The sequence below is a fragment of the Leclercia adecarboxylata genome, assembly GCF_006874705.1.
Classification (GTDB): Bacteria; Pseudomonadota; Gammaproteobacteria; order Enterobacterales; family Enterobacteriaceae; genus Enterobacter; species Enterobacter adecarboxylatus_C.
Genome location: NZ_CP035382.1, coordinates 1,895,737 through 1,914,500 on the forward strand (window position 1 = coordinate 1,895,737; position 18,764 = coordinate 1,914,500).

Annotated in this window: 18 protein-coding genes; 13 read left to right on the forward strand and 5 right to left on the reverse strand. The window is 57.6% G+C overall.

Annotated elements, in window-relative coordinates:
* Window positions 1–66 precede the first annotated feature (66 nt).
* Genes ES815_RS10050 through ES815_RS10060 form a run of 3 tightly spaced genes read left to right on the forward strand, consistent with a single transcriptional unit; the run spans window position 67 to window position 1,875 of the window.
* The gene (locus ES815_RS10050; RefSeq protein WP_142487676.1) at window positions 67–414 is read left to right on the forward strand and encodes a YidH family protein; all 348 of its coding nucleotides are present in this window, start codon (window positions 67–69) and stop codon (window positions 412–414) included.
* On the forward strand, window positions 404–766 hold the full coding sequence (locus tag ES815_RS10055; RefSeq protein WP_142487677.1) for a DUF202 domain-containing protein: 363 nt from the start codon (window positions 404–406) through the stop codon (window positions 764–766). The genes ES815_RS10050 and ES815_RS10055 overlap by 11 nt, the downstream gene beginning before the upstream one ends.
* Window positions 763–1,875, forward strand: a complete 1,113-nt coding sequence (locus ES815_RS10060) for an anaerobic sulfatase maturase (protein WP_185902399.1) — start codon at window positions 763–765, stop codon at window positions 1,873–1,875. The genes ES815_RS10055 and ES815_RS10060 overlap by 4 nt, the downstream gene beginning before the upstream one ends.
* On the opposite strand, the gene dsdA is transcribed toward ES815_RS10060, so the two are convergent.
* The 4 genes from dsdA to tisB all read right to left on the reverse strand — a co-directional run bounded on the left by dsdA (window position 1,872) and on the right by tisB (window position 5,215).
* Window positions 1,872–3,170 (reverse strand): D-serine ammonia-lyase, encoded by a 1,299-nt coding sequence (gene dsdA, locus ES815_RS10065; RefSeq protein WP_142487679.1) that lies wholly within the window; start codon window positions 3,168–3,170, stop codon window positions 1,872–1,874. The genes ES815_RS10060 and dsdA overlap by 4 nt on opposite strands.
* A 61-nt stretch (window positions 3,171–3,231) precedes the next feature.
* Window positions 3,232–4,416, reverse strand: coding sequence for a multidrug efflux MFS transporter EmrD (emrD, locus tag ES815_RS10070; RefSeq protein WP_142487680.1), 1,185 nt, complete (start codon window positions 4,414–4,416; stop codon window positions 3,232–3,234).
* 198 nt (window positions 4,417–4,614) lie between these two features.
* On the reverse strand, window positions 4,615–5,061 hold the full coding sequence (locus ES815_RS10075) for a GNAT family N-acetyltransferase (RefSeq protein WP_142487681.1): 447 nt from the start codon (window positions 5,059–5,061) through the stop codon (window positions 4,615–4,617).
* 64 nt (window positions 5,062–5,125) lie between these two features.
* Window positions 5,126–5,215 carry a type I toxin-antitoxin system toxin TisB gene (gene tisB, locus ES815_RS10080; RefSeq protein ID WP_039032257.1) on the reverse strand — a complete coding sequence of 30 codons (90 nt, stop codon included), beginning with the start codon at window positions 5,213–5,215 and terminating at the stop codon, window positions 5,126–5,128.
* Window positions 5,216–5,799: 584 nt separating this feature from the next.
* On the opposite strand from tisB, the gene ltrA reads away from it, so the two are divergent.
* The 8 genes from ltrA (at window position 5,800) to uhpT (ending at window position 14,882) form a co-directional block, all read left to right on the forward strand.
* Window positions 5,800–7,287 carry a group II intron reverse transcriptase/maturase gene (gene ltrA / locus ES815_RS10090; RefSeq protein WP_004178082.1) on the forward strand — a complete coding sequence of 496 codons (1,488 nt, stop codon included), beginning with the start codon at window positions 5,800–5,802 and terminating at the stop codon, window positions 7,285–7,287.
* Between the two features lie 361 nt (window positions 7,288–7,648).
* Entirely contained in the window at window positions 7,649–7,747 is a 99-nt protein-coding gene (ivbL, locus tag ES815_RS10095; RefSeq protein WP_103824263.1) for an ilvB operon leader peptide IvbL, read from the forward strand.
* Between the two features lie 99 nt (window positions 7,748–7,846).
* Complete coding sequence (gene ilvB / locus ES815_RS10100; RefSeq protein ID WP_142487682.1) at window positions 7,847–9,535, forward strand: acetolactate synthase large subunit; 1,689 nt, start codon at window positions 7,847–7,849, stop codon at window positions 9,533–9,535.
* 3 nt (window positions 9,536–9,538) lie between these two features.
* A complete protein-coding gene (gene ilvN / locus ES815_RS10105) occupies window positions 9,539–9,826 on the forward strand; it encodes an acetolactate synthase small subunit (RefSeq protein ID WP_039032259.1) in 288 nt (95 codons plus the stop codon).
* Window positions 9,827–9,950: 124 nt separating this feature from the next.
* Window positions 9,951–10,541 carry a transcriptional regulator UhpA gene (uhpA, locus tag ES815_RS10110; RefSeq protein WP_142487683.1) on the forward strand — a complete coding sequence of 197 codons (591 nt, stop codon included), beginning with the start codon at window positions 9,951–9,953 and terminating at the stop codon, window positions 10,539–10,541.
* Window positions 10,541–12,046, forward strand: coding sequence for a signal transduction histidine-protein kinase/phosphatase UhpB (uhpB, locus tag ES815_RS10115; RefSeq protein WP_142487684.1), 1,506 nt, complete (start codon window positions 10,541–10,543; stop codon window positions 12,044–12,046). The genes uhpA and uhpB overlap by 1 nt, the downstream gene beginning before the upstream one ends.
* Window positions 12,039–13,358 (forward strand): MFS transporter, encoded by a 1,320-nt coding sequence (locus ES815_RS10120; protein WP_142487685.1) that lies wholly within the window; start codon window positions 12,039–12,041, stop codon window positions 13,356–13,358. Before uhpB ends, ES815_RS10120 begins: the two co-directional genes overlap by 8 nt.
* Window positions 13,359–13,490: 132 nt before the next feature.
* Window positions 13,491–14,882 carry a hexose-6-phosphate:phosphate antiporter gene (uhpT, locus tag ES815_RS10125; RefSeq protein ID WP_142487686.1) on the forward strand — a complete coding sequence of 464 codons (1,392 nt, stop codon included), beginning with the start codon at window positions 13,491–13,493 and terminating at the stop codon, window positions 14,880–14,882.
* A 166-nt stretch (window positions 14,883–15,048) separates the two neighbouring features.
* Here uhpT and ES815_RS10130 read toward each other — a convergent pair whose 3' ends face one another.
* On the reverse strand, window positions 15,049–15,906 hold the full coding sequence (locus tag ES815_RS10130) for a DUF6216 family protein (RefSeq protein ID WP_142487687.1): 858 nt from the start codon (window positions 15,904–15,906) through the stop codon (window positions 15,049–15,051).
* A gap of 1,086 nt (window positions 15,907–16,992) precedes the next feature.
* Here ES815_RS10130 and ES815_RS10135 point away from each other — a divergent pair.
* Both ES815_RS10135 and ES815_RS10140 read left to right on the forward strand, forming a co-directional pair.
* A complete protein-coding gene (locus ES815_RS10135) occupies window positions 16,993–17,997 on the forward strand; it encodes an alpha/beta fold hydrolase (protein WP_142487688.1) in 1,005 nt (334 codons plus the stop codon).
* A gap of 164 nt (window positions 17,998–18,161) precedes the next feature.
* Window positions 18,162–18,614 carry a DUF1198 domain-containing protein gene (locus ES815_RS10140; protein ID WP_106995594.1) on the forward strand — a complete coding sequence of 151 codons (453 nt, stop codon included), beginning with the start codon at window positions 18,162–18,164 and terminating at the stop codon, window positions 18,612–18,614.
* Window positions 18,615–18,764 lie beyond the last annotated feature (150 nt).

Here is an 18,764-nt window from a genome sequence, read left to right on the forward strand (position 1 = left end):
AGGCGGTCCCCGGATACGTTACTATTGCCGCAGTTTTGTACAACGGGCAGTCAGACAGGAGACGTCATGAAAATTTCCCGCCTCGGCGAAGCGCCGGATTATCGCTTCTCGCTGGCAAACGAGCGTACCTTTCTGGCGTGGATCCGCACCGCGCTGGGCTTTCTGGCGGCCGGTGTTGGTCTCGACCAGCTGGCGCCCGATTTTGCCACGCCGGTGATCCGCCAGCTGCTGGCGCTGCTGCTGTGCCTCTTTTCCGGGGGGCTGGCGATCTACGGCTACCTGCGCTGGCTGCGGAATGAAAAGGCGATGCGTCTGAAAGAAGATCTGCCCTACACCCACAGTCTGCTGCTGGTCAGCCTGATCCTGATGATAGTGGCGGTGATTGTGATGGGGCTGGTGCTGTATGGCGGATAGCCGCAAAGCGCGCCGTCTGGCCGACCCGGGGCTGCAACCGGAGCGCACCTCGCTCGCCTGGCTGCGCACGCTGTTTGGTTATGGCGCGTTGATGGTGCTGGCGGTCAGGCACAACTGGCAGCAGGCGGGCCCGCTGTTCTGGGTGGCGCTGGGCGTGCTGGCGATGGTGGCGCTGATCCTCTGGCACTACACCCGCAATCGCGCGCGGATGGACGTTTCGCTGTACGACTTTTCAGCATCCCGACCGGTGCGTATTAAATTTATGATCGCCCTCGCAGTGTTATCCCTCGCATTACTGTTTGCTGCTAGTCACGTTCACCATCTCATCATTTTTATCAGGGATTTTGCATGACAGGATGTCAGGTCATGGCCAAGCCGGCCAGTTCACGTTGCAATCTCGATTGCCGCTACTGTTTTTATATCGATAAGCCCCAGCAGCCGATCATGGACGACGCCACGCTGGAAACCTTCATCCAACAGCATATCGCCGCCCAGCCCGGGCCGGAGGTGCAGTTTGCCTGGCAGGGTGGAGAGCCGACGCTTTGCGGGCTGGATTTCTTCCGCCGCGTCGCGGCGTTGCAGCACCGCTATGGCGGAGGAAAGCGCATCACCAACGCCTTTCAGACCAACGGGATCCTGCTCAACGACGCCTGGTGTCGGTTCTTTCGCGAGCAGGGCTGGCTGGTGGGTATCTCGCTGGATGGCCCGGCGGCGCTGCATGATGCATATCGCGTCAGCCGCAACGGCAATCCTACTCATCACAAGGTATTGGCGGCGATAGAGAAGCTGCGCGCCCATCGGGTGTCGTTTAACCTCCTGACGGTCATTAACCGGCAGAACAGCCGCCAGCCGGAGCGCCTGTATCGCTATTTACGGGCGCTGGGCACGCCCTTTCTGCAATTTCTTCCGCTGCAGGAGCACGATAATCCGGAATCGGTCAGCGATCGGCAGTGGGGAGAATTCCTGTCGACGGTATTTGACGTCTGGGTGCGGGAGGATATTGGTCGCGTCTTTGTGCAGCTCTTCGACTCAACGCTGGGGGTGTGGTGCGGCTATCCGTCGCAGATGTGTTCTCTTGCCGCCACCTGCGGCCACGCCTTTGCGCTGGAGGCCAATGGCGATCTCTTCCAGTGCGATCACTACGTCTGGCCCCAGTACCGGCTGGGCAACATCCATCAGACGCCTCTGGCAGAGCTTAATCAGAGCGAGGCGGCCATCGCCTTTGGGCTGCGCAAGCAAACAGACCTATCCGCCGAGTGTCGGGCCTGCCCGATGCGTCACCTGTGTAACGGCGATTGCCCTAAACACCGGGTGGATGGCAAAAGCGCGCTCTGCGCGGGGTATCAGGCGTTCTTCCGCCACTCCGCCCCGCATATGCGGGTGATGCGCGATTTAATCCGCCATCACCGTTCGCCCATAGAGCTGATGGCCCTGCTCCAGCAGAGCCATCGGGCAAGTTAACGCCCTTTCGCCAGGTACTTCGCCATCTCCTCGTCCGGCACCATCCCGCCGCCGGTTGCCCACACCAGGTGGGTGGCGTTCTCCAGCGAATAACGACCGGAGGCGGCGAGGCGCACCGGCCCGGCCATCCCCGCCAGCGCCGACGGCTCAAGGCGGATGTTCTCCTCCTGCGCCAGCCAGCTCAGCATGTCGTACATACTCTGATCGGAGAGGGTGTAGAACCCGTCGAGCAGGCGCTCCATGGCGCGGCCAACAAAGCCGGAGGCACGGCCTACCGCCAGACCATCCGCCGCGGTGAGGTTATCGATCCCCAGATCCTGCACCGCAATCTCATCATGCAGACCGGTATACACCCCCAGCAGCATGCACGGGGAGTGGGTCGGTTCGGCAAAGATACAGTGAACATGATCGCCAAAGGCCAGCTTCAGCCCGAACGCCACTCCGCCAGGGCCCCCGCCCACGCCGCACGGCAGATAGACAAACAGGGGATGATCCGCATCCACCACCCGGCCCTGTTCGGCAAACTGCGCTTTCAGACGCTCGCCTGCCACGGCATAGCCTAAGAACAGGGTGCGGGAGTTTTCATCGTCGATAAAGAAGCAGTTCGGATCGTTTTCCGCCGCCTTGCGCCCTTGCTCCACAGCCACGCCGTAATCGTGCTCATATTCCACCACCGTCACGCCGTGGCTGCGCAGTTTTGCCTTCTTCCACTCGCGGGCGTCGGCGGACATGTGCACCGTCACCTTAAAGCCGATGCGGGCGCTCATGATGCCAATGGACATCCCGAGGTTGCCGGTCGACCCCACTGCGATGCTGTACTGGCTGAAGAAGTCCTTAAAGCGGGGCTCCAGCAGGATACTGTAATCGTCGTCGAGGCTGAGCAGCCCGGCGGCCAGGGCCAGTTTTTCCGCATGGGTCAGCACTTCATAGATCCCGCCGCGGGCTTTAATCGAGCCGGAGATCGGCAGATGACTGTCTTTTTTCAGCAGCAGGGTACCGGGGATTGCGATGTTTGATTCCTGTTGCAAGCGCTGATGCATCGCCGGAATAGCGACCAGATCGGATTCAATGATGCCGTGGTTTGCGGCGGTTTCCGGAAAAGCTTTTGCCAGATAAGGGGCAAAACGCGCCAGGCGGGCATGGGCGTCGTCCACGTCCGCCTGGGTCAGGCCGACCCAGGGTAACCCGTCGGCCAGCGTCGTGGCGTTCGGGTTAAACCAGGTAGTCTCTTGCAGGGCAATCAGATCGTTGAGCAGGGGGTACTGCGCGATTAACTTCAGATGTTCTGGCGTCATAGGATCCTCTCAGGCGTATCCCCTTAAGAAAACAGGAAACCAGCCTGAGGGCAAGATCCGCTTACACCGCCTGCTCGTGATGCGAGGCGCGGGAGGCCAGCGGTAGCCAGCAGAGCACAATCAGCAGGCCCATAAGCGTCATCAGCAGCCCGAGGCTCGCCTGTCCGTTTTGCGGCATCATCGCCGAGAGCCAGGCCAGCGCGCCGGAGCCGATATTCTGCAGGCCTCCCACCAGCGCCCCGGCGGTGCCCGCCAGGAACGGGAAGGGCTCCATCGCGCCGCTGGTCGCCAGCGGGAACAGCATTCCCGCGCCAAAGAAGAACAGCGCGGCCGGGATCAGCAGGGTCCAGACGTTCATCACTCCGAACAGCCCCGGGATCCACATCATCAGCCCCGCCACCAGGCAGCTCACCACCGATTGCCACATCAGGGTGGTGAAGCGTTTATTGGCCCGTCCGGCAAACCAGGCGCCGAAAAACGCCGCCGGGATCGGCAGAATAAACAGAATACTCACCACCATGCTGCTGAGACCCAGCCCGGCACCCAACAGCACGCCCGAGCTGGCTTCGAACACTGCGATGCCCGCCAGGCCGCCCACCAGCATCAGCACGTAGCAGTTAAAGGCCCCGTTGCCGAAGAGGATTTTGTAGCTGGTGAGTAGTTTGGTGCGCGGCGCTTCAGTGGGCCGGGTTTCCGGCATCCAGCGCGCCATGCTGAAGGTAACGATGACGCACAGCACCAGCAGGAAGCCGTAGCAGGCGCGCCAGGACCACATGGTGTCCAGCAGGCCGCCAATGAGCGGGGCGAGCAGCGGGCTGACCAGAATGCCCATATTCAGCAGGCTGTTGGCATGCCGCAGCTGGGTGCCCTGATACATATCGCGCGGCAGGGTACGCGCCATCACCCCGCCGACGCCGGTGCCGACGCCCTGCAACGCGCTGGCGGCAATCAGCACGCTCAGGCTGTGGGTGGTCATGGCAATCACCGTGGCGATCATAAAAATCGTCATCCCGACCAGGATCACCGGACGGCGACCAACGCGATCCGAGAGCGGGCCGTAGAACAGCTGCGAGACGCCGTAGGTCAGCAGGTAAGCGCCCATCACGCTCTGCACCGCGCCTTCACGGACGTTGAGTTCCTTCGCCATATCCGCAATGGCCGGGATATAGATGGTTTGCGCCATCTGACCGACGGCGACCAGCAATACCAACATCAAGAGTAAATTAACGTTCCGCTGTCTTTTCATGTCGCTGAATACTTTTGCCAAAAGTGATAAATAAAGAATAAGTGACTACGCATTCCCATAAATGCGCGAGGAATCTACCACAGGAAAATGACAAATTGAGCATTGCGGTGATGAATGGAAAACGGCAAAAAGGCAGGATTAATAAACAAGAACGGCAACTAAAGTTGCCATAGGATCGGGCCGGACGCTGCCGGCCCGTTACACTGCGCAGAATAACCGGTGCGTGACGCGCGGTTCATCCGCGACCAGCGTAAAGCCAGCCCGCTGATAGAATGGCCAGGCGGTGTGGGGCGCATGGGTATTGAGAAAATCGAACCAGATGCTGGCATCGGCCATCACCACGGCGAGCAGTTGCCTGCCGATACCCAGACCACGACAGCTTTCGCTGATATAGAGATGACGAATGCGACCGGCCCGCGGCTGCTGACTGAACGGATCGCGGTTTAGCCCGCAAATCCCCACCAGTTTGCCGTTCAGAAACGCACCCAGCAGCTTTTCACCCGGGGCGTTAAAGCGATTTTCACCCCGCTCCCAGTTCTCTTCCAGCCTGCGCAACATATTGAAATTGAGCGCGGTGCTCTCGGCTTTCAGCGCGATATAGCCCGGCTCGTCCGGCGTGACAGGCTCAATTAATAAACGCAACATAGCATTCCCTCGTTATTAAAGAGGGGCGGTTTCCCGCCCCTCTCTGGTGCGGCTTGAACCTGAATCACTTAACGTATTTCAGGACAGCATCAAGCAGTTGCAGTGCTGCAACAATGAGTTTGAGGATAAGTACAACCATATCCACTACGCTCATACGCGTCTCCTCTGGTTAAGGAGCACGATGCTGGCGTACCTTTCCGCCGCCTGTGGCCAGCACCTTTGTTGACGTAACACAGTGTGCTCAGTTGGGGAGTGGAGGCGCTGACGGCACCACCCGTTTCAGCCAGGACTTCGTTGCGCCGGTGTACTACGAGCGGCTCCCCTCGCACCCTGTGAACACACCCAGTATAGATAAATACTGTATATATGAACAGTGTGCGCCGGGAGACCGGTAGAGATCAAGGGGTGAAAGTCCCCGACCATTGAAGGACCAGCAATCCACAAGGTCCCCGAGTCATGCGTTGCATACCGCGAGGTATGGGGCGAAGCGTTGACAGGGGTGTTGACAGGCCAGCCATTGAGCCACGAAATGTATATTAAATTACCGGGTGCCGACGTTGTACTGTTAACGGAAGGCAACATCATAGGGTGCGATACTGCGAGTGCCACATGGACCCGGCGGGGTCTGAGACCCTGGCATGTCAATACGATCTCTACGCGGGAACCGGGAGATCTCCCCTCTGACCATCTGCCAGTGTCGGAGATGGCCCGCACCGGGAAGACGAGGAGTCATAGCCGGTGATGTACGGAGAGGAGAAGTCGGACTCGCTCATAGTAGCGGCGAAGCAGGCGAACAACCCGAAAGGAGCGGAGTCAGTGGAGCGAAGGAGCGGGGCCAAGGGGAACGCGGAACAGCCACACATGCGCCGGACACAGAGCCGGGAAAGCATGTCACAGAGGCTGTCACGCGTGCGGGAAGCTGCGAAGCAGCGGAAGAAAGAACGGTTTACAGCATTGTTCCACCTGCTGACAGTCGAAGCACTGGAAGCCGCATTCCTCTCCCTGAGCAGGAAAGCGGCCGCCGGAGTGGATGGCATCAGGTGGATGGACTACGCCGGAAACATGAAGAACAACATAACAGATCTGCACCGGAGGCTACATCAGGGCAGCTACAGGGCGCAGCCCGGCAGGCGTCACTACATCCCAAAAGCGGATGGAAAACAACGCCCGCTCGGCATCGCCTCGCTGGAGGACAAGATCGTCCAGTATGCGCTGGTGAAAATCCTGAACGCAGTCTATGAAAACGACTTTATGGGGTTCTCATACGGGTTCAGACCCGGGCGAAGCCAGCACGATGCACTGGACGCACTGGCCACAGGGCTGGTACGCACTAACGTAAACTGGGTACTGGATGCCGACATCAGTCAGTTCTTTGACAGGGTGAGCCACGAATGGCTGATCAGGTTCACAGAGCATCGGATCGGCGACCGGAGGGTAATCAGGCTCATACGTAAGTGGCTCACAGCCGGGACGTCGGAGGAGGGTCAATGGCGAGCAACGGAGGAAGGCACCCCACAGGGTGCGGTCATCTCACCGCTGCTGGCAAACATATACCTCCACTACGTCTTCGATCTGTGGGCGCATCAGTGGCGACGTCGCTATGCCACAGGCAATGTGGTAATGGTCAGATACGCCGATGACATCGTCATCGGGTTCGACAAACGATACGATGCCCGGCGCTTCCGTATAGCCATGCAGCGCAGACTGAGGGAGTTCGGACTCACGGTTCACCCGGAGAAAACCCGTCTGATGGAGTTCGGCCGCTTCGCTGCCGAAAACCGTGCCATCAGGGGAAAAGGCAAACCAGAAACGTTCAACTTCCTCGGGTTCACGCACATCAGCGGGAAAGATCGCAACGGCAGGTTCATGCTGATACGAAAGACCCGCCGGGATCGGATGACGGCAACTCTGAAAGCCATCAAAGACGGTCTGCGAAGGCGCTGGCATTACTCAATCCCCGAACAGGGAAAATGGCTCAGGAGAGTGGTTCAGGGATACCTGAACTATCACTCGGTACCGGGCAACTTCCCCACCATGCAGAAGTTCAGGACACACGTAACAAACCTCTGGCGCCGGGCGCTCAGGCGCAGGAGCCAGAAGGATGATACGACCTGGACGAAAGCAAACAAACTGGCAGCCGCATGGCTACCAAGGGTTCGGGTTCTTCATCCATGGCCTGTGGAGCGGTTCACCGCCAGACACCCGAGGCAGGAGCCCGGTGCGTAAATCGCGCACGCCGGGATCTGTGCGGGGGGTATCCGGTAACGGGTATCCCTACCGCGACAATTTATGGACAAAACGTGAAGCGGGAGCCATACTCAAATGCGTCAAAATCCGTGCCGTAAATTGCGCGTTCCCGTGCGATCGCGTATACTTCGTGCGTTGACGTAACACAGTGTGCACTGCGGTCACCAGCCGCAAACGCTGTAAAAATAACCTCGCTTCGGCGGGGTTTTTTGTTTTCATCACCCGACAAGCGAAACGTGATCACTGACGCATTTTCAGGCAGATGAAAATAATTCCGTTGTCACGCCTGACAACCTGTGCTTGTATAAATCCACTCAATGATTCCAGAGACAGGTCTCCCATGACTGCATCCATGAACACCGCGACCCTACTAAAAACTGCGCACCCAGCCGCAGTGGTCGTCGTGCGTGTGGTGGTGGTCGTCGGCAATGCGCCGTAGGGACTGGATCAACACACGATTCCAAACCCCGCCGGCGCAAACCGGCGGGGTTTTTGTTTAAAGCCCCCCGGAAAGTCGGCCCATAAGAAGGACTGGAGCATGGCAAGTTCGGGCACAACATCACACAAGACGCGTTTCACTGGCGCGCAGTTAATCGTTCATTTGTTGGAACGTCAGGGCATTACCACGGTTGCGGGTATTCCTGGTGGGACGGTACTCCCGCTGTATGACGCCTTAAGCCAGAGCACGCAGATTCGCCACGTGCTGGCGCGTCACGAGCAGGGTGCAGGCTTTATCGCGCAGGGCATGGCGCGAACCCAGGGCAAACCGGCGGTCTGTATGGCCTGTAGCGGGCCGGGCGCCACCAACCTGGTCACCGCCATCGCCGACGCGCGTCTCGACTCTATTCCGTTAGTCTGCATTACCGGCCAGGTGCCGGCCTCGATGATCGGCACCGATGCATTTCAGGAAGTGGACACCTACGGCATCTCTATCCCCATCACCAAGCACAACTATTTAGTGCGCGATATCAGCGAATTACCGCAGGTTATCAGCGATGCGTTCCGTATCGCCCAGTCCGGTCGTCCGGGCCCGGTGTGGATAGACATTCCTAAGGATGTGCAGACCGCTGAAATTGAGATCGACGTGCTGCCGGAGCCCGGCACCCGCGCGCCATCGCCAGCGTTCAGCGCAGACAGCGTGCGTGAAGCCGCCGCAATGATTAACGCCGCACAGCGCCCGGTGCTCTATCTGGGCGGCGGGGTGATTGATGCGCCAGACGCGGTGCGCACCCTGGCAGAAAAAGCCAGCCTGCCGACCACCATGACCCTGATGGCGCTGGGCATGCTGCCAAAAGCGCACCCGCTGTCGCTGGGGATGCTCGGCATGCACGGCGCGCGCAGCACCAACTTTATTCTGCAGGAGGCGGATCTGCTGATCGTTCTCGGGGCACGTTTTGATGACCGGGCGATTGGCAAAACCGAGCAGTTCTGCCCGAATGCCAAAATTATTCATGTGGATATCGACCGCGCGGAGCTGGGCAAAATCAAGCAGCCGCACGTGGCGATTCAGGGCGACGTCAACGAGGTGCTGGCGCAGCTGCTGCCGCATATCGACGCCACCCCGCGCAGCGCGTGGCATCAGCAGGTAAGCGGGTTACAGCAGGAGTTCCCGGGCGCCATCCCAACCGAAGGCGATCCGCTCAGCCACTACGGGCTGATTAATGCCGTGGCCGCCTGCGTGGACGACAGCGCCATCATCACCACCGACGTCGGTCAGCATCAGATGTGGACCGCTCAGGCCTATCCGCTGAACCGTCCGCGCCAGTGGCTGACCTCCGGCGGGCTGGGGACCATGGGCTTTGGCCTGCCTGCGGCAGTAGGCGCGGCGCTCGCCAATCCGGACCGCAAGGTGATCTGCTTCTCCGGCGACGGTAGCCTGATGATGAACATTCAGGAAATGGCGACTGCGGCGGAAAACCAGCTGGATGTGAAAATCATCCTGATGAACAACGAGGCGCTGGGGCTGGTTCACCAGCAGCAGAGTCTGTTCTACAAGCAGGGCGTGTTTGCGGCGACCTATCCGGGGATGATTAACTTTATGCAGATTGCCGCCGGTTTTGGCCTGCATACCTGCGATCTGAATGCCGAAGAGGATGCCCACGCGGCGCTGCAGGCGGCGATCTCACGCCCGGGCCCGGCGCTGATCCACGTCCGTATCGATCCACAACAAAAAGTCTATCCGATGGTCCCACCCGGTGCGGCCAATACTGAAATGGTGGGGGAATAAGCCATGCAAAAACAAAATGATAACGTCATCCTGGAGCTTACCGTCCGCAACCATCCCGGGGTCATGACCCACGTCTGCGGGCTGTTTGCCCGCCGCGCGTTCAACGTGGAAGGCATTCTCTGTCTGCCGATTCAGGGCAGCGAACACAGCCGCATCTGGCTGCTGGTGAATGACGATCAGCGGCTGGAGCAGATGATGGCGCAGATCGACAAGCTGGAGGATGTGGTGAAAGTGGTGCGCAACCAGTCCGATCCGACCATGTTTAACAAAATTGCGGTGTTCTTCGAGTAAATCACTTAAGGTAAGCGGCTTTGCCGGATGGCGCTGCGCTTATCCGGCCTACAAGGACTTTACCCGTAGGCCAGATAAGGCGTTTACGCCGCCATCCGGCGCGTTCACGCATCAGGATCCAGCCATGACCACCATCGCCCTTATCGACGATCACCTTATCGTCCGTTCCGGATTTGCCCAGCTGCTGAGCCTGGAGCCCGATTTTCAGGTGGTGGCCGAGTTTGGTTCCGGTCGCGAGGCGCTGGCCGGTCTGCCGGGACGCGGGGTGCAGGTCTGTATCTGCGATATCTCGATGCCGGATCTCTCCGGGCTGGAGCTGCTGAGCCAGCTGCCGAAGGGGATGTCGACCATCATGCTCTCGGTCCACGACAGCCCGGCGCTGGTGGAACAGGCCCTGAACGCGGGCGCACGCGGGTTCCTCTCCAAACGCTGTAGCCCGGACGAGCTGATTGCCGCCGTGCGCACCGTCGCTACCGGCGGCTGCTACCTGACGCCGGACATTGCCATCAAGCTGGCGGCCGGACGCCAGGATCCGCTCACCCGACGTGAACGCCAGGTGGCGGAAAAGCTGGCCCAGGGGATGGCAGTGAAGGAGATCGCCGTTGAGCTTGGTCTGTCGCCCAAAACCGTCCACGTTCACCGCGCCAACCTGATGGAAAAACTGGGCGTCAGCAACGACGTCGAGCTGGCTCGCCGCATGTTTGACGGCTGGTAATGAATTCCCTTTTCTCCCGGCTGGTGGCGGTGGTCGCCAGCTTCTTCATCTTCTCTGCCGCGTGGTTCTGCCTGTGGAGCATCAGTCTGCATCTGGTAGAGCGCCCGGAGCTGGCGGTATTGCTCTTTCCCTTCGGCCTGCGGCTGGGGCTGATGCTGCAATGCCCGCGCGGCTACTGGCCCGTTTTGCTCGGTGCTGAATGGCTGATGCTGGCCTGGCTGGCACAGCAAGTGGCGCTGGCGCATCTGCCCTTATTGATGACCGGAAGCGTGCTGACGCTTATTCCCGTGGCGCTGATCTCCCGCTATCGTCACCAGCGCGACTGGCGCACCCTGCTGGGTCAGGGAGCGGCGCTGATTGCCGCCGCGCTGCTACAGTCCCTGCCGTGGGCGGGCGGAAAGGAGATGCTCAACGCGCTGCTGCTGACCCTGACCGGCGGCCTGACGCTGGCCCCGACCTGTCTCGTTATCTGGCACTACCTCACCAGCACCGTCTGGCAGCCGCTCGGGCCGGCGCTGGTTTCGCAGCCGGTGAACTGGCGGGCGCGGCATTTGATTGGTTATGTGCTGCTGTTTGTGGTGAGTCTGTGGCTCCAGCTTGGCCTCCCCGCCGAGCTGTCGCGCTTTACCCCGTTCTGCCTGGCTCTGCCGATTATCGCCCTCGCCTGGCACTACGGCTGGCAGGGGGCGCTGATCGCCACCCTGATGAACGCCATTGCGCTGATTGCCAGCCAGACCTGGCACGATCACCCTGTGGATCTGCTGCTCTCCCTGCTGGCCCAGAGCCTGACCGGGCTGCTGCTCGGGGCGGGCATTCAGCGTCTGCGCGAGCTGAACCAGTCCCTGCAAACCGAGCTGGCGCGCAATCGCCGCCTTGCCGAGCGGCTGCTGGAGACCGAAGAGCACGTCCGCCGCGAAGTGGCCCGCGAACTGCACGACGATATCGGCCAGACCATCACCGCCATCCGCACCCAGGCGGGCATCGTTCAGCGCCTGGCCCCGGACAACGCCGGGGTGAAGCAGGGCGGGGCGCATATCGAGCAGCTCTCGCTGGGGGTGTATGACTCGGTGCGCCGTCTGCTGGGTCGGCTGCGCCCGCGCCAGCTGGACGATCTGTCCCTTGAGCAGGCGGTACGCTCCCTGATGCGCGAGATGGAGCTGGAGAGTCGCGGCATCGTCAGCCATCTCGACTGGGATATCGACGAAACGGCGCTGAGCGAAGGCCAGCGCGTTACCCTGTTCCGCGTCTGTCAGGAGGGGCTGAACAATATCGTTAAGCACGCCAGCGCCAGCGCGGTGACGTTGCAGGGCTGGCAGCAGGATGAGTGGCTGCGGCTGATGATTGAAGACGACGGCTGCGGTCTGCCGCCGGGCTCCGGCCAGCAGGGGTTTGGCCTGGCGGGGATGCGCGAGCGCGTGAAGGCGCTGGGCGGTACGCTGAATATCTCCTGCACCCACGGGACGCGCGTCAGCGTCAGTTTGCCGCTAAGGACACAGCATGTTTAAAACCCCCGTCAACGCAGCCCCGATCGGCGACAAAGCCGAGATCGACGCCCGCTATCGCTACTGGCGTCGCCACATCCTAATCACCATCTGGCTGGGCTACGCGCTGTTCTATTTCACCCGCAAAAGCTTCAACGCCGCCGCGCCGGAGATCCTCGCCAGCGGGGTGATGACCCGCACCGATATCGGCCTGCTGGCGACGCTGTTTTACATTACCTACGGCCTGTCGAAGTTCTTCTCCGGCATCGTCAGCGACCGTTCTAACGCCCGCTATTTTATGGGCGTCGGGCTGATCGCCACCGGGGTGGTGAACATCCTGTTCGGCTTCTCCACCTCGCTGTGGGCCTTTGCCCTGCTGTGGGCGCTGAACGCCTTTTTCCAGGGCTGGGGCTCGCCAGTCTGCGCCCGCCTGCTCACCAGCTGGTATTCGCGCACCGAGCGCGGCGGCTGGTGGGCCATCTGGAACACCGCGCATAACGTTGGCGGGGCGCTGATCCCCATCGTGGTGGGCGCGGCGGCGCTGCACTACGGCTGGCGGGCAGGGATGATGATTGCGGGCGGTCTGGCGATTGTCGCCGGGCTGTTCCTCTGCTGGCGGCTGCGCGACAGGCCGCAAACCGTGGGCCTGCCTGCGGTGGGCGACTGGCGGCACGACGCGCTGGAGATCGCCCAGCAGCAGGAGGGAGCAGGGCTGACCCGCCGGGAGATCCTCACCCGGTACGTGCTGCTGAACCCCTGGATCTGGCTGCTGTCGCTCTGCTACGTGCTGGTCTACGTGGTGCGGGCGGCGATCAACGACTGGGGCAATCTGTATATGTCCGAGACGCTCGGCGTCGATCTGGTCACCGCCAACTCGGCGGTATCGATGTTTGAGCTGGGCGGATTTATCGGCGCGCTGGTGGCGGGCTGGGGGTCGGACAAGCTGTTCAACGGCAACCGCGGGCCAATGAACCTGATCTTCGCCGCCGGGATTTTGCTCTCCGTCGGCTCCCTGTGGCTGATGCCCTTTGCCAGCTACGTGATGCAGGCGGCCTGCTTCTTCACCACCGGTTTCTTCGTGTTTGGCCCGCAGATGCTGATCGGCATGGCGGCGGCCGAGTGTTCACACAAGGACGCGGCAGGGGCGGCGACGGGCTTTGTCGGCCTGTTTGCCTATCTTGGCGCGTCGCTCTCCGGCTGGCCGCTGGCGCGGGTGATCGACACCTGGCACTGGAGCGGATTCTTTGCGGTCATCGCCATCGCGGCGGGGATTTCCGCGCTGCTGCTACTGCCGTTTTTGCATGCCCAGGCGCCGCGCGAGGCCAGCGAAGCGTGATGCGCCTCACCTTTTCGCCCTGAGTGGCGCAAAACTAAGAAATTTTCCCGGTTCCGCCTGGACGCTGTCTCAGGCGCCACTCCCGACTGATTTTTACAATGCGATAAAAATCAGCTCGGGAGAGATTTATTCATGCTGGCCTTCTTAAACCAGGTGCGCAAGCCGACCCTGGATCTGCCGCTCGATGTGCGGCGCAAAATGTGGTTCAAACCCTTCATGCAGTCCTATCTGGTGGTCTTTATCGGCTACCTGACCATGTACCTGATCCGCAAAAACTTTAACATCGCCCAGAACGATATGATCTCCACCTACGGGCTGAGCATGACCCAACTGGGGATGATTGGTCTCGGCTTCTCCATCACCTACGGGGTGGGGAAAACCCTGGTTTCCTATTACGCCGACGGCAAAAACACCAAGCAGTTCCTGCCGTTTATGCTGATCCTCTCCGCCATCTGTATGCTCGGCTTCAGCGCCAGCATGGGCGCGGGCTCGGTCAGCCTGTTTATGATGATCGCCTTCTACGCCCTGAGCGGTTTCTTCCAGAGTACCGGCGGGTCGTGCAGCTACTCCACCATCACCAAATGGACCCCGCGCCGTAAGCGCGGTTCGTACCTCGGGATGTGGAACATCTCCCACAACCTCGGCGGGGCGGGTGCGGCAGGCGTGGCGCTGTTCGGCGCGAACGTCCTGTTCGACGGCCACGTCATCGGCATGTTTATCTTCCCGTCGATTATCGCCCTGATCGTCGGCTTTATCGGCCTGCGCTACGGCAGCGACTCCCCGGAATCCTATGGCCTGGGTAAAGCCGAAGAGCTGTTTGACGAAGAGATCAGCGAAGAGGACAAAGAGACCGAAGAGAACGAGATGACCAAATGGCAGATCTTTGTTGAGTACGTGCTGAAAAACAAAGTGATCTGGCTGCTCTGCTTCTCGAACATCTTCCTGTATGTGGTGCGTATCGGTATCGACCAGTGGTCGACCGTGTATGCCTTCCAGGAGCTGAAGCTTTCCAAAGAGGTGGCGATTCAGGGCTTCACCCTGTTCGAAGTGGGCGCGCTGGTCGGCACCCTGCTGTGGGGCTGGCTCTCCGATCTCGCCAACGGTCGTCGCGCGCTGGTAGCCTGCGTCGCGCTGGCGCTGATTATCGCCACGCTCGGCGTCTACCAGCATGCCAGCAACCAGTACGTTTATCTGGCGTCCCTGTTCGCGCTCGGCTTCCTGGTGTTTGGTCCGCAATTACTGATCGGCGTGGCGGCAGTGGGCTTCGTCCCGAAAAAAGCGATCGGCGCCGCCGATGGGATTAAAGGCACCTTCGCCTACCTGATCGGCGACAGCTTCGCCAAACTGGGTCTGGGGATGATCGCCGACGGCACGCCGATCTTCGGCCTCACCGGCTGGGCGGGCACCTTTGCCGCGCTGGATGCGGCAGCCATCGGCTGTATCGTCCTGATGGCGATGGTCGCGGTGCTGGAAGAGCGCAAAATTCGCCGCGAAAAAGGTGCACAGAAATTAAAAGTAGCTTGAGTGTGAGAATTGCACATAAGCGATAAAGTGACTGAATTTGCAGGGCTTAAATTTCTCATTCAAGCCCTGCTGATTTTTTTCAGACTAAATTAATTGCTTTAGGAAATTCTTTTCTGGTTTGTATAATTAATTTTCACACTTGACATTTAGTCCATGATTTTTAACTTCAGGATCTATATCTCCTCTTACTTCTGAAGTTTTTTATTTTTAACAAAACCATTTTTCGTGATTCATATGCAGATATTAATCCCATCAAATGTTTAAATAAAATAAAAACTAAAAAAGCTAATGTGATTGATACAATATAGAAAAATAATTGCTGTTCTTTGATTTTTCTTTCTATAAAAATCTGATCTTCTTTGCTGCTGAAAGATTTGCATATCAGATTGAATGTTTTTTCATCCATTAATTTAATGATGCTTTTTGGTGGTGTGGCTGAATTATTTGCAATACAAGTGGTTTTGTTGATTACCCATGGCTTTTTTTTATTGGTTAACATATGCTCTGTGGCTTGATTTTTGTTTATCCAAAACCATCCTGTATTTTCTAATTTAATAAGAAATGCTGGTTTTAGCGCAACATCAATTGCTGGAAATAATGCAAAAAACGGGACAAAAATGCTTAAAAAGACTAGGGTAAAATATATCTTATTAACTTTTTTTATTTTTAGATTTTCAATGTCTAGGTGGTTTTTTAGTTTTGATATAAGCCTGAAATCTAACTCGTAAGTTCGAATCCATAACTCAAATCTACTAATCTGTCTTTTGGATATAGCATTAGTATTGTAGTGGAAATTGAATTTTTCAATATCTATAATCTCATCGATGAGATCGTTGTTGTTTTTTTTACTGTTTCCTATAAGAAATATGAACAACTTATTGGAAATTGAGAATCCAGATTTTGCCTTCCATTTGATGTAAAAAGTAAAAGCTAGAACAGTGAAAAAAATAATTGCTGAAAATACATATTTATTATCAATAAGTTCCGATAAATATGAAAGTAAAGTATTAAATGATGCATCCATTGTCAATTCTCTTAATAATTGCTGCGGCGCTGAAAGTCAAGTTTTTTGAAGCCAACTTCATCAGGTGTCTGGAGCTTTTGCTATCCCCTATAAATAAGTCTATATTTTAAAGTTAATTGTTTCGATTGGTTTTTCTTGGTTATTATATCCTTAGAGAGATTGAAGCATCAATCTCTGCTGAACTGCTTTTGTAGGGCTTATCAAATTTTGGAAGTTACCATTATAATAATGGTAATACGTCGCCTGCATTAACTAAACATCTTTACCAACTCTTTTTCTGGACATAAATTCTCCATGTTGCAGAAAAGCTGTAACCGAGCGTAGGGAACGAATAATTGAGCGCAGTGACGTTTTTTGTCAGGGCAGTGCACATCCGAATAAAAGCATGGTGGCGCTGACTGAGCAGTCGAAAGGTTGGCTGGATTTTTTGCGCATCGGTACTTCCTGCCTTCATCAGCGTCACCACTTTCGGGCGTAGGAACCTAGTTGATAATTACCTATAAATTGCGTAAAGAGGCTGCCTCATGACTATTATCCCATCTCCATACTTTTTCTGAGTATGACGAAAAATTTACTAAGCAGTTAATTGCCCATTCGCTTCCGTCTACTGCGGATTTCTTTGAGATTGCAAGTTTCTATGCCGCATTTGCGAATGTGCCTGTCGAAACAGACTATTCCGCAGCACGCAATGCCTGGTGCGGACGATTATTCAATGCGCTTATGCATATGGAAAGGCTCTGCCAAAATGACTTGCCTAAACATTTAATCGACCAACTTTCTGCAGAAGAAATACCCGTTTCTATTATGCTTGAATTTTGCATGATCTCGTCTGCTTGTCGGCTGATTTTGTAACGGAACCTTATATTCAGCGACAGAAAACGCTCTGATTTGCTTAAGGATGAGCGACAAGTTGCTATTTCTGCCGCTTCAATAATTCCAGTAATAACCTGTTCAACACACCAGAATGTAGCAACTGAGACAATACTTTTACCCCGCTTTACACATCCGCTCCGCCCCATGCTCTACAGTGTTATTTCGCTGCCGCCTTTCGCGCAGCTTTAGCCCCTTTGCTAATGGAGAGCTTGCATGTTGACCCGACGATTGCCCTGCCTTGCCCTGCTGGTGGCGCTGGCATCACCCGTGATGGCGGCCGATACCCCCACCTACGGCGAGAAGCTGGAAGGTTTTGACTACGCCTGGCCGGTGAAACACTTCACCTTTACCTCGCAAAATCAGTCTCTGGATATGGCTTATCTGGACGTGAAGCCGGAAAAAGCCAACGGCCACACCGTGGTGCTGATGCACGGTAAAAATTTCTGCGCCGGCACTTGGGACGGCACTATTCGCGCCCTTACCGCCAGTGGCTACCGCGTGGTGGCCCCGGATCAGATCGGTTTCTGTAAATCCACCAAGCCGGAACGCTATCAGTACAGCTTCCAGCAGCTGGCGGATAACACCCACGCGTTGCTGAAAACGCTCGGCGTCGATCGCGTGACGGTGATCGGACACTCGACCGGCGGCATGCTGGCCACCCGCTACGCGCTGATGTGGCCGCAGCAGGTGGAGCAGCTGGTGATGGTCAATCCGATAGGTCTTGAGGACTGGAAAGCGCGCGGCGTGCCGCATATTACCGTCGACCAGTGGTATCAGCGTGAGCTGAAAACCAGCGCCGACGGCATCCGGCAGTACGAGAAAAATACCTACTATGCCGGGGAGTGGAAGCCGGAATACGAGCGCTGGGTCACCATGCTCGCCGGGCTGAACAACGGGCCGGGCAAAGAGCGTGTGGCCTGGAACTCGGCCCTGCTCTACGACATGATCTACACCCAGCCGGTGATCTATGAATTCAGCGAGCTGAAGATGCCGGTATTATTGATGATCGGCACAAAGGACAACACTGCCATCGGGAAAGATCTCGCCCCGCCGGAGGTGCGCAAGACGCTCGGCAACTACGCGGTGCTGGGCCAGGAGACGGCTAAGCGTATTCCGCACGCCACCCTGGTCGAGTTTAACGACATGGGCCACGCGCCGCAGATGCAGGATCCGCAGCGTTTCCATGAGGCGCTGCTGAAAGGGCTTCAGGCGCGCTGACTGGTCTTTAACCGCACGCCAATATTCGCCCGGGTGCCTTCCCCGGGCGGATATCTTTTTTCATGACCCCAATCCACTGTTTCTCCGTTCATTAATCCGACGTTGCCTGCTGTCGATACCCGGCATTTCCCGATATCATGCTCGGCTAACCCTAAGGAGAGTTCATGGTCTGGATAATGCTGGCTACGCTGGCCGTGGTATTTGTGGTGGGCTTTCGCGTCATGACGTCGGGACCCCGGCGCGCGATTCGTCGTCTCAGCGAGCGTCTGGGCATTACCCCGGTTCCCGTAGAATCGATGATCGACCAGTTTGGCAAAAGCGCCGGGAATGAGTTTATCCGCTATCTGGAGCGCCCGGACGAAGCGCACCTGCAGAATGCCGCCCAGGTGCTGCTGATCTGGCAGGTGTGCATTGTCGACAGCAGTGAAAACAACCTGCTGAGCTGGTATCGCCTGCTGCGCAAGGCGCGTCTCGCCGCGCCGATCACCGATGCCCAGATCCGCATGGCGCTCGGCTTTATGCGCGATATGGAGCCCGATCCGTACGAGTTTAACGCTTTTCAGCTGCGCTATAACCAGCTCTTCCTGCCGGAAGAGGGGGTCTTCTTCCTGCATTGATATTCCCTGGTAGCGCTTCGCTTAACGGGCCTACAAGACCCGTAGGCCGGTGCAAGCGTAGTGCCGCCCGGCAAAAAGTGCCAAAAGTTGTCAAAACGTTAAATGGATCACATTTAAACTGTTAAACTGCGCGGCTTTCCCGCTCATTTT

Bases quoted from the DNA above. Each gene is read 5' to 3' on its own strand.
- ES815_RS10050 (WP_142487676.1), top strand. From the start codon at position 67: ATGAAAATTTCCCGCCTCGGCGAAGCGCCGGATTATCGCTTCTCGCTG.
- ES815_RS10055 (WP_142487677.1), top strand. From the start codon at position 404: ATGGCGGATAGCCGCAAAGCGCGCCGTCTGGCCGACCCGGGGCTGCAA.
- ES815_RS10060 (WP_185902399.1), top strand. From the start codon at position 763: ATGACAGGATGTCAGGTCATGGCCAAGCCGGCCAGTTCACGTTGCAAT.
- dsdA (WP_142487679.1), bottom strand. From the start codon at position 3,170: ATGACGCCAGAACATCTGAAGTTAATCGCGCAGTACCCCCTGCTCAAC.
- emrD (WP_142487680.1), bottom strand. From the start codon at position 4,416: ATGAAAAGACAGCGGAACGTTAATTTACTCTTGATGTTGGTATTGCTG.
- ES815_RS10075 (WP_142487681.1), bottom strand. From the start codon at position 5,061: ATGTTGCGTTTATTAATTGAGCCTGTCACGCCGGACGAGCCGGGCTAT.
- tisB (WP_039032257.1), bottom strand. From the start codon at position 5,215: ATGAGCGTAGTGGATATGGTTGTACTTATCCTCAAACTCATTGTTGCA.
- ivbL (WP_103824263.1), top strand. From the start codon at position 7,649: ATGACTGCATCCATGAACACCGCGACCCTACTAAAAACTGCGCACCCA.
- ilvB (WP_142487682.1), top strand. From the start codon at position 7,847: ATGGCAAGTTCGGGCACAACATCACACAAGACGCGTTTCACTGGCGCG.
- ilvN (WP_039032259.1), top strand. From the start codon at position 9,539: ATGCAAAAACAAAATGATAACGTCATCCTGGAGCTTACCGTCCGCAAC.
- uhpA (WP_142487683.1), top strand. From the start codon at position 9,951: ATGACCACCATCGCCCTTATCGACGATCACCTTATCGTCCGTTCCGGA.
- uhpB (WP_142487684.1), top strand. From the start codon at position 10,541: ATGAATTCCCTTTTCTCCCGGCTGGTGGCGGTGGTCGCCAGCTTCTTC.
- ES815_RS10120 (WP_142487685.1), top strand. From the start codon at position 12,039: ATGTTTAAAACCCCCGTCAACGCAGCCCCGATCGGCGACAAAGCCGAG.
- uhpT (WP_142487686.1), top strand. From the start codon at position 13,491: ATGCTGGCCTTCTTAAACCAGGTGCGCAAGCCGACCCTGGATCTGCCG.
- ES815_RS10130 (WP_142487687.1), bottom strand. From the start codon at position 15,906: ATGGATGCATCATTTAATACTTTACTTTCATATTTATCGGAACTTATT.
- ES815_RS10135 (WP_142487688.1), top strand. From the start codon at position 16,993: ATGTTGACCCGACGATTGCCCTGCCTTGCCCTGCTGGTGGCGCTGGCA.
- ES815_RS10140 (WP_106995594.1), top strand. From the start codon at position 18,162: ATGGTCTGGATAATGCTGGCTACGCTGGCCGTGGTATTTGTGGTGGGC.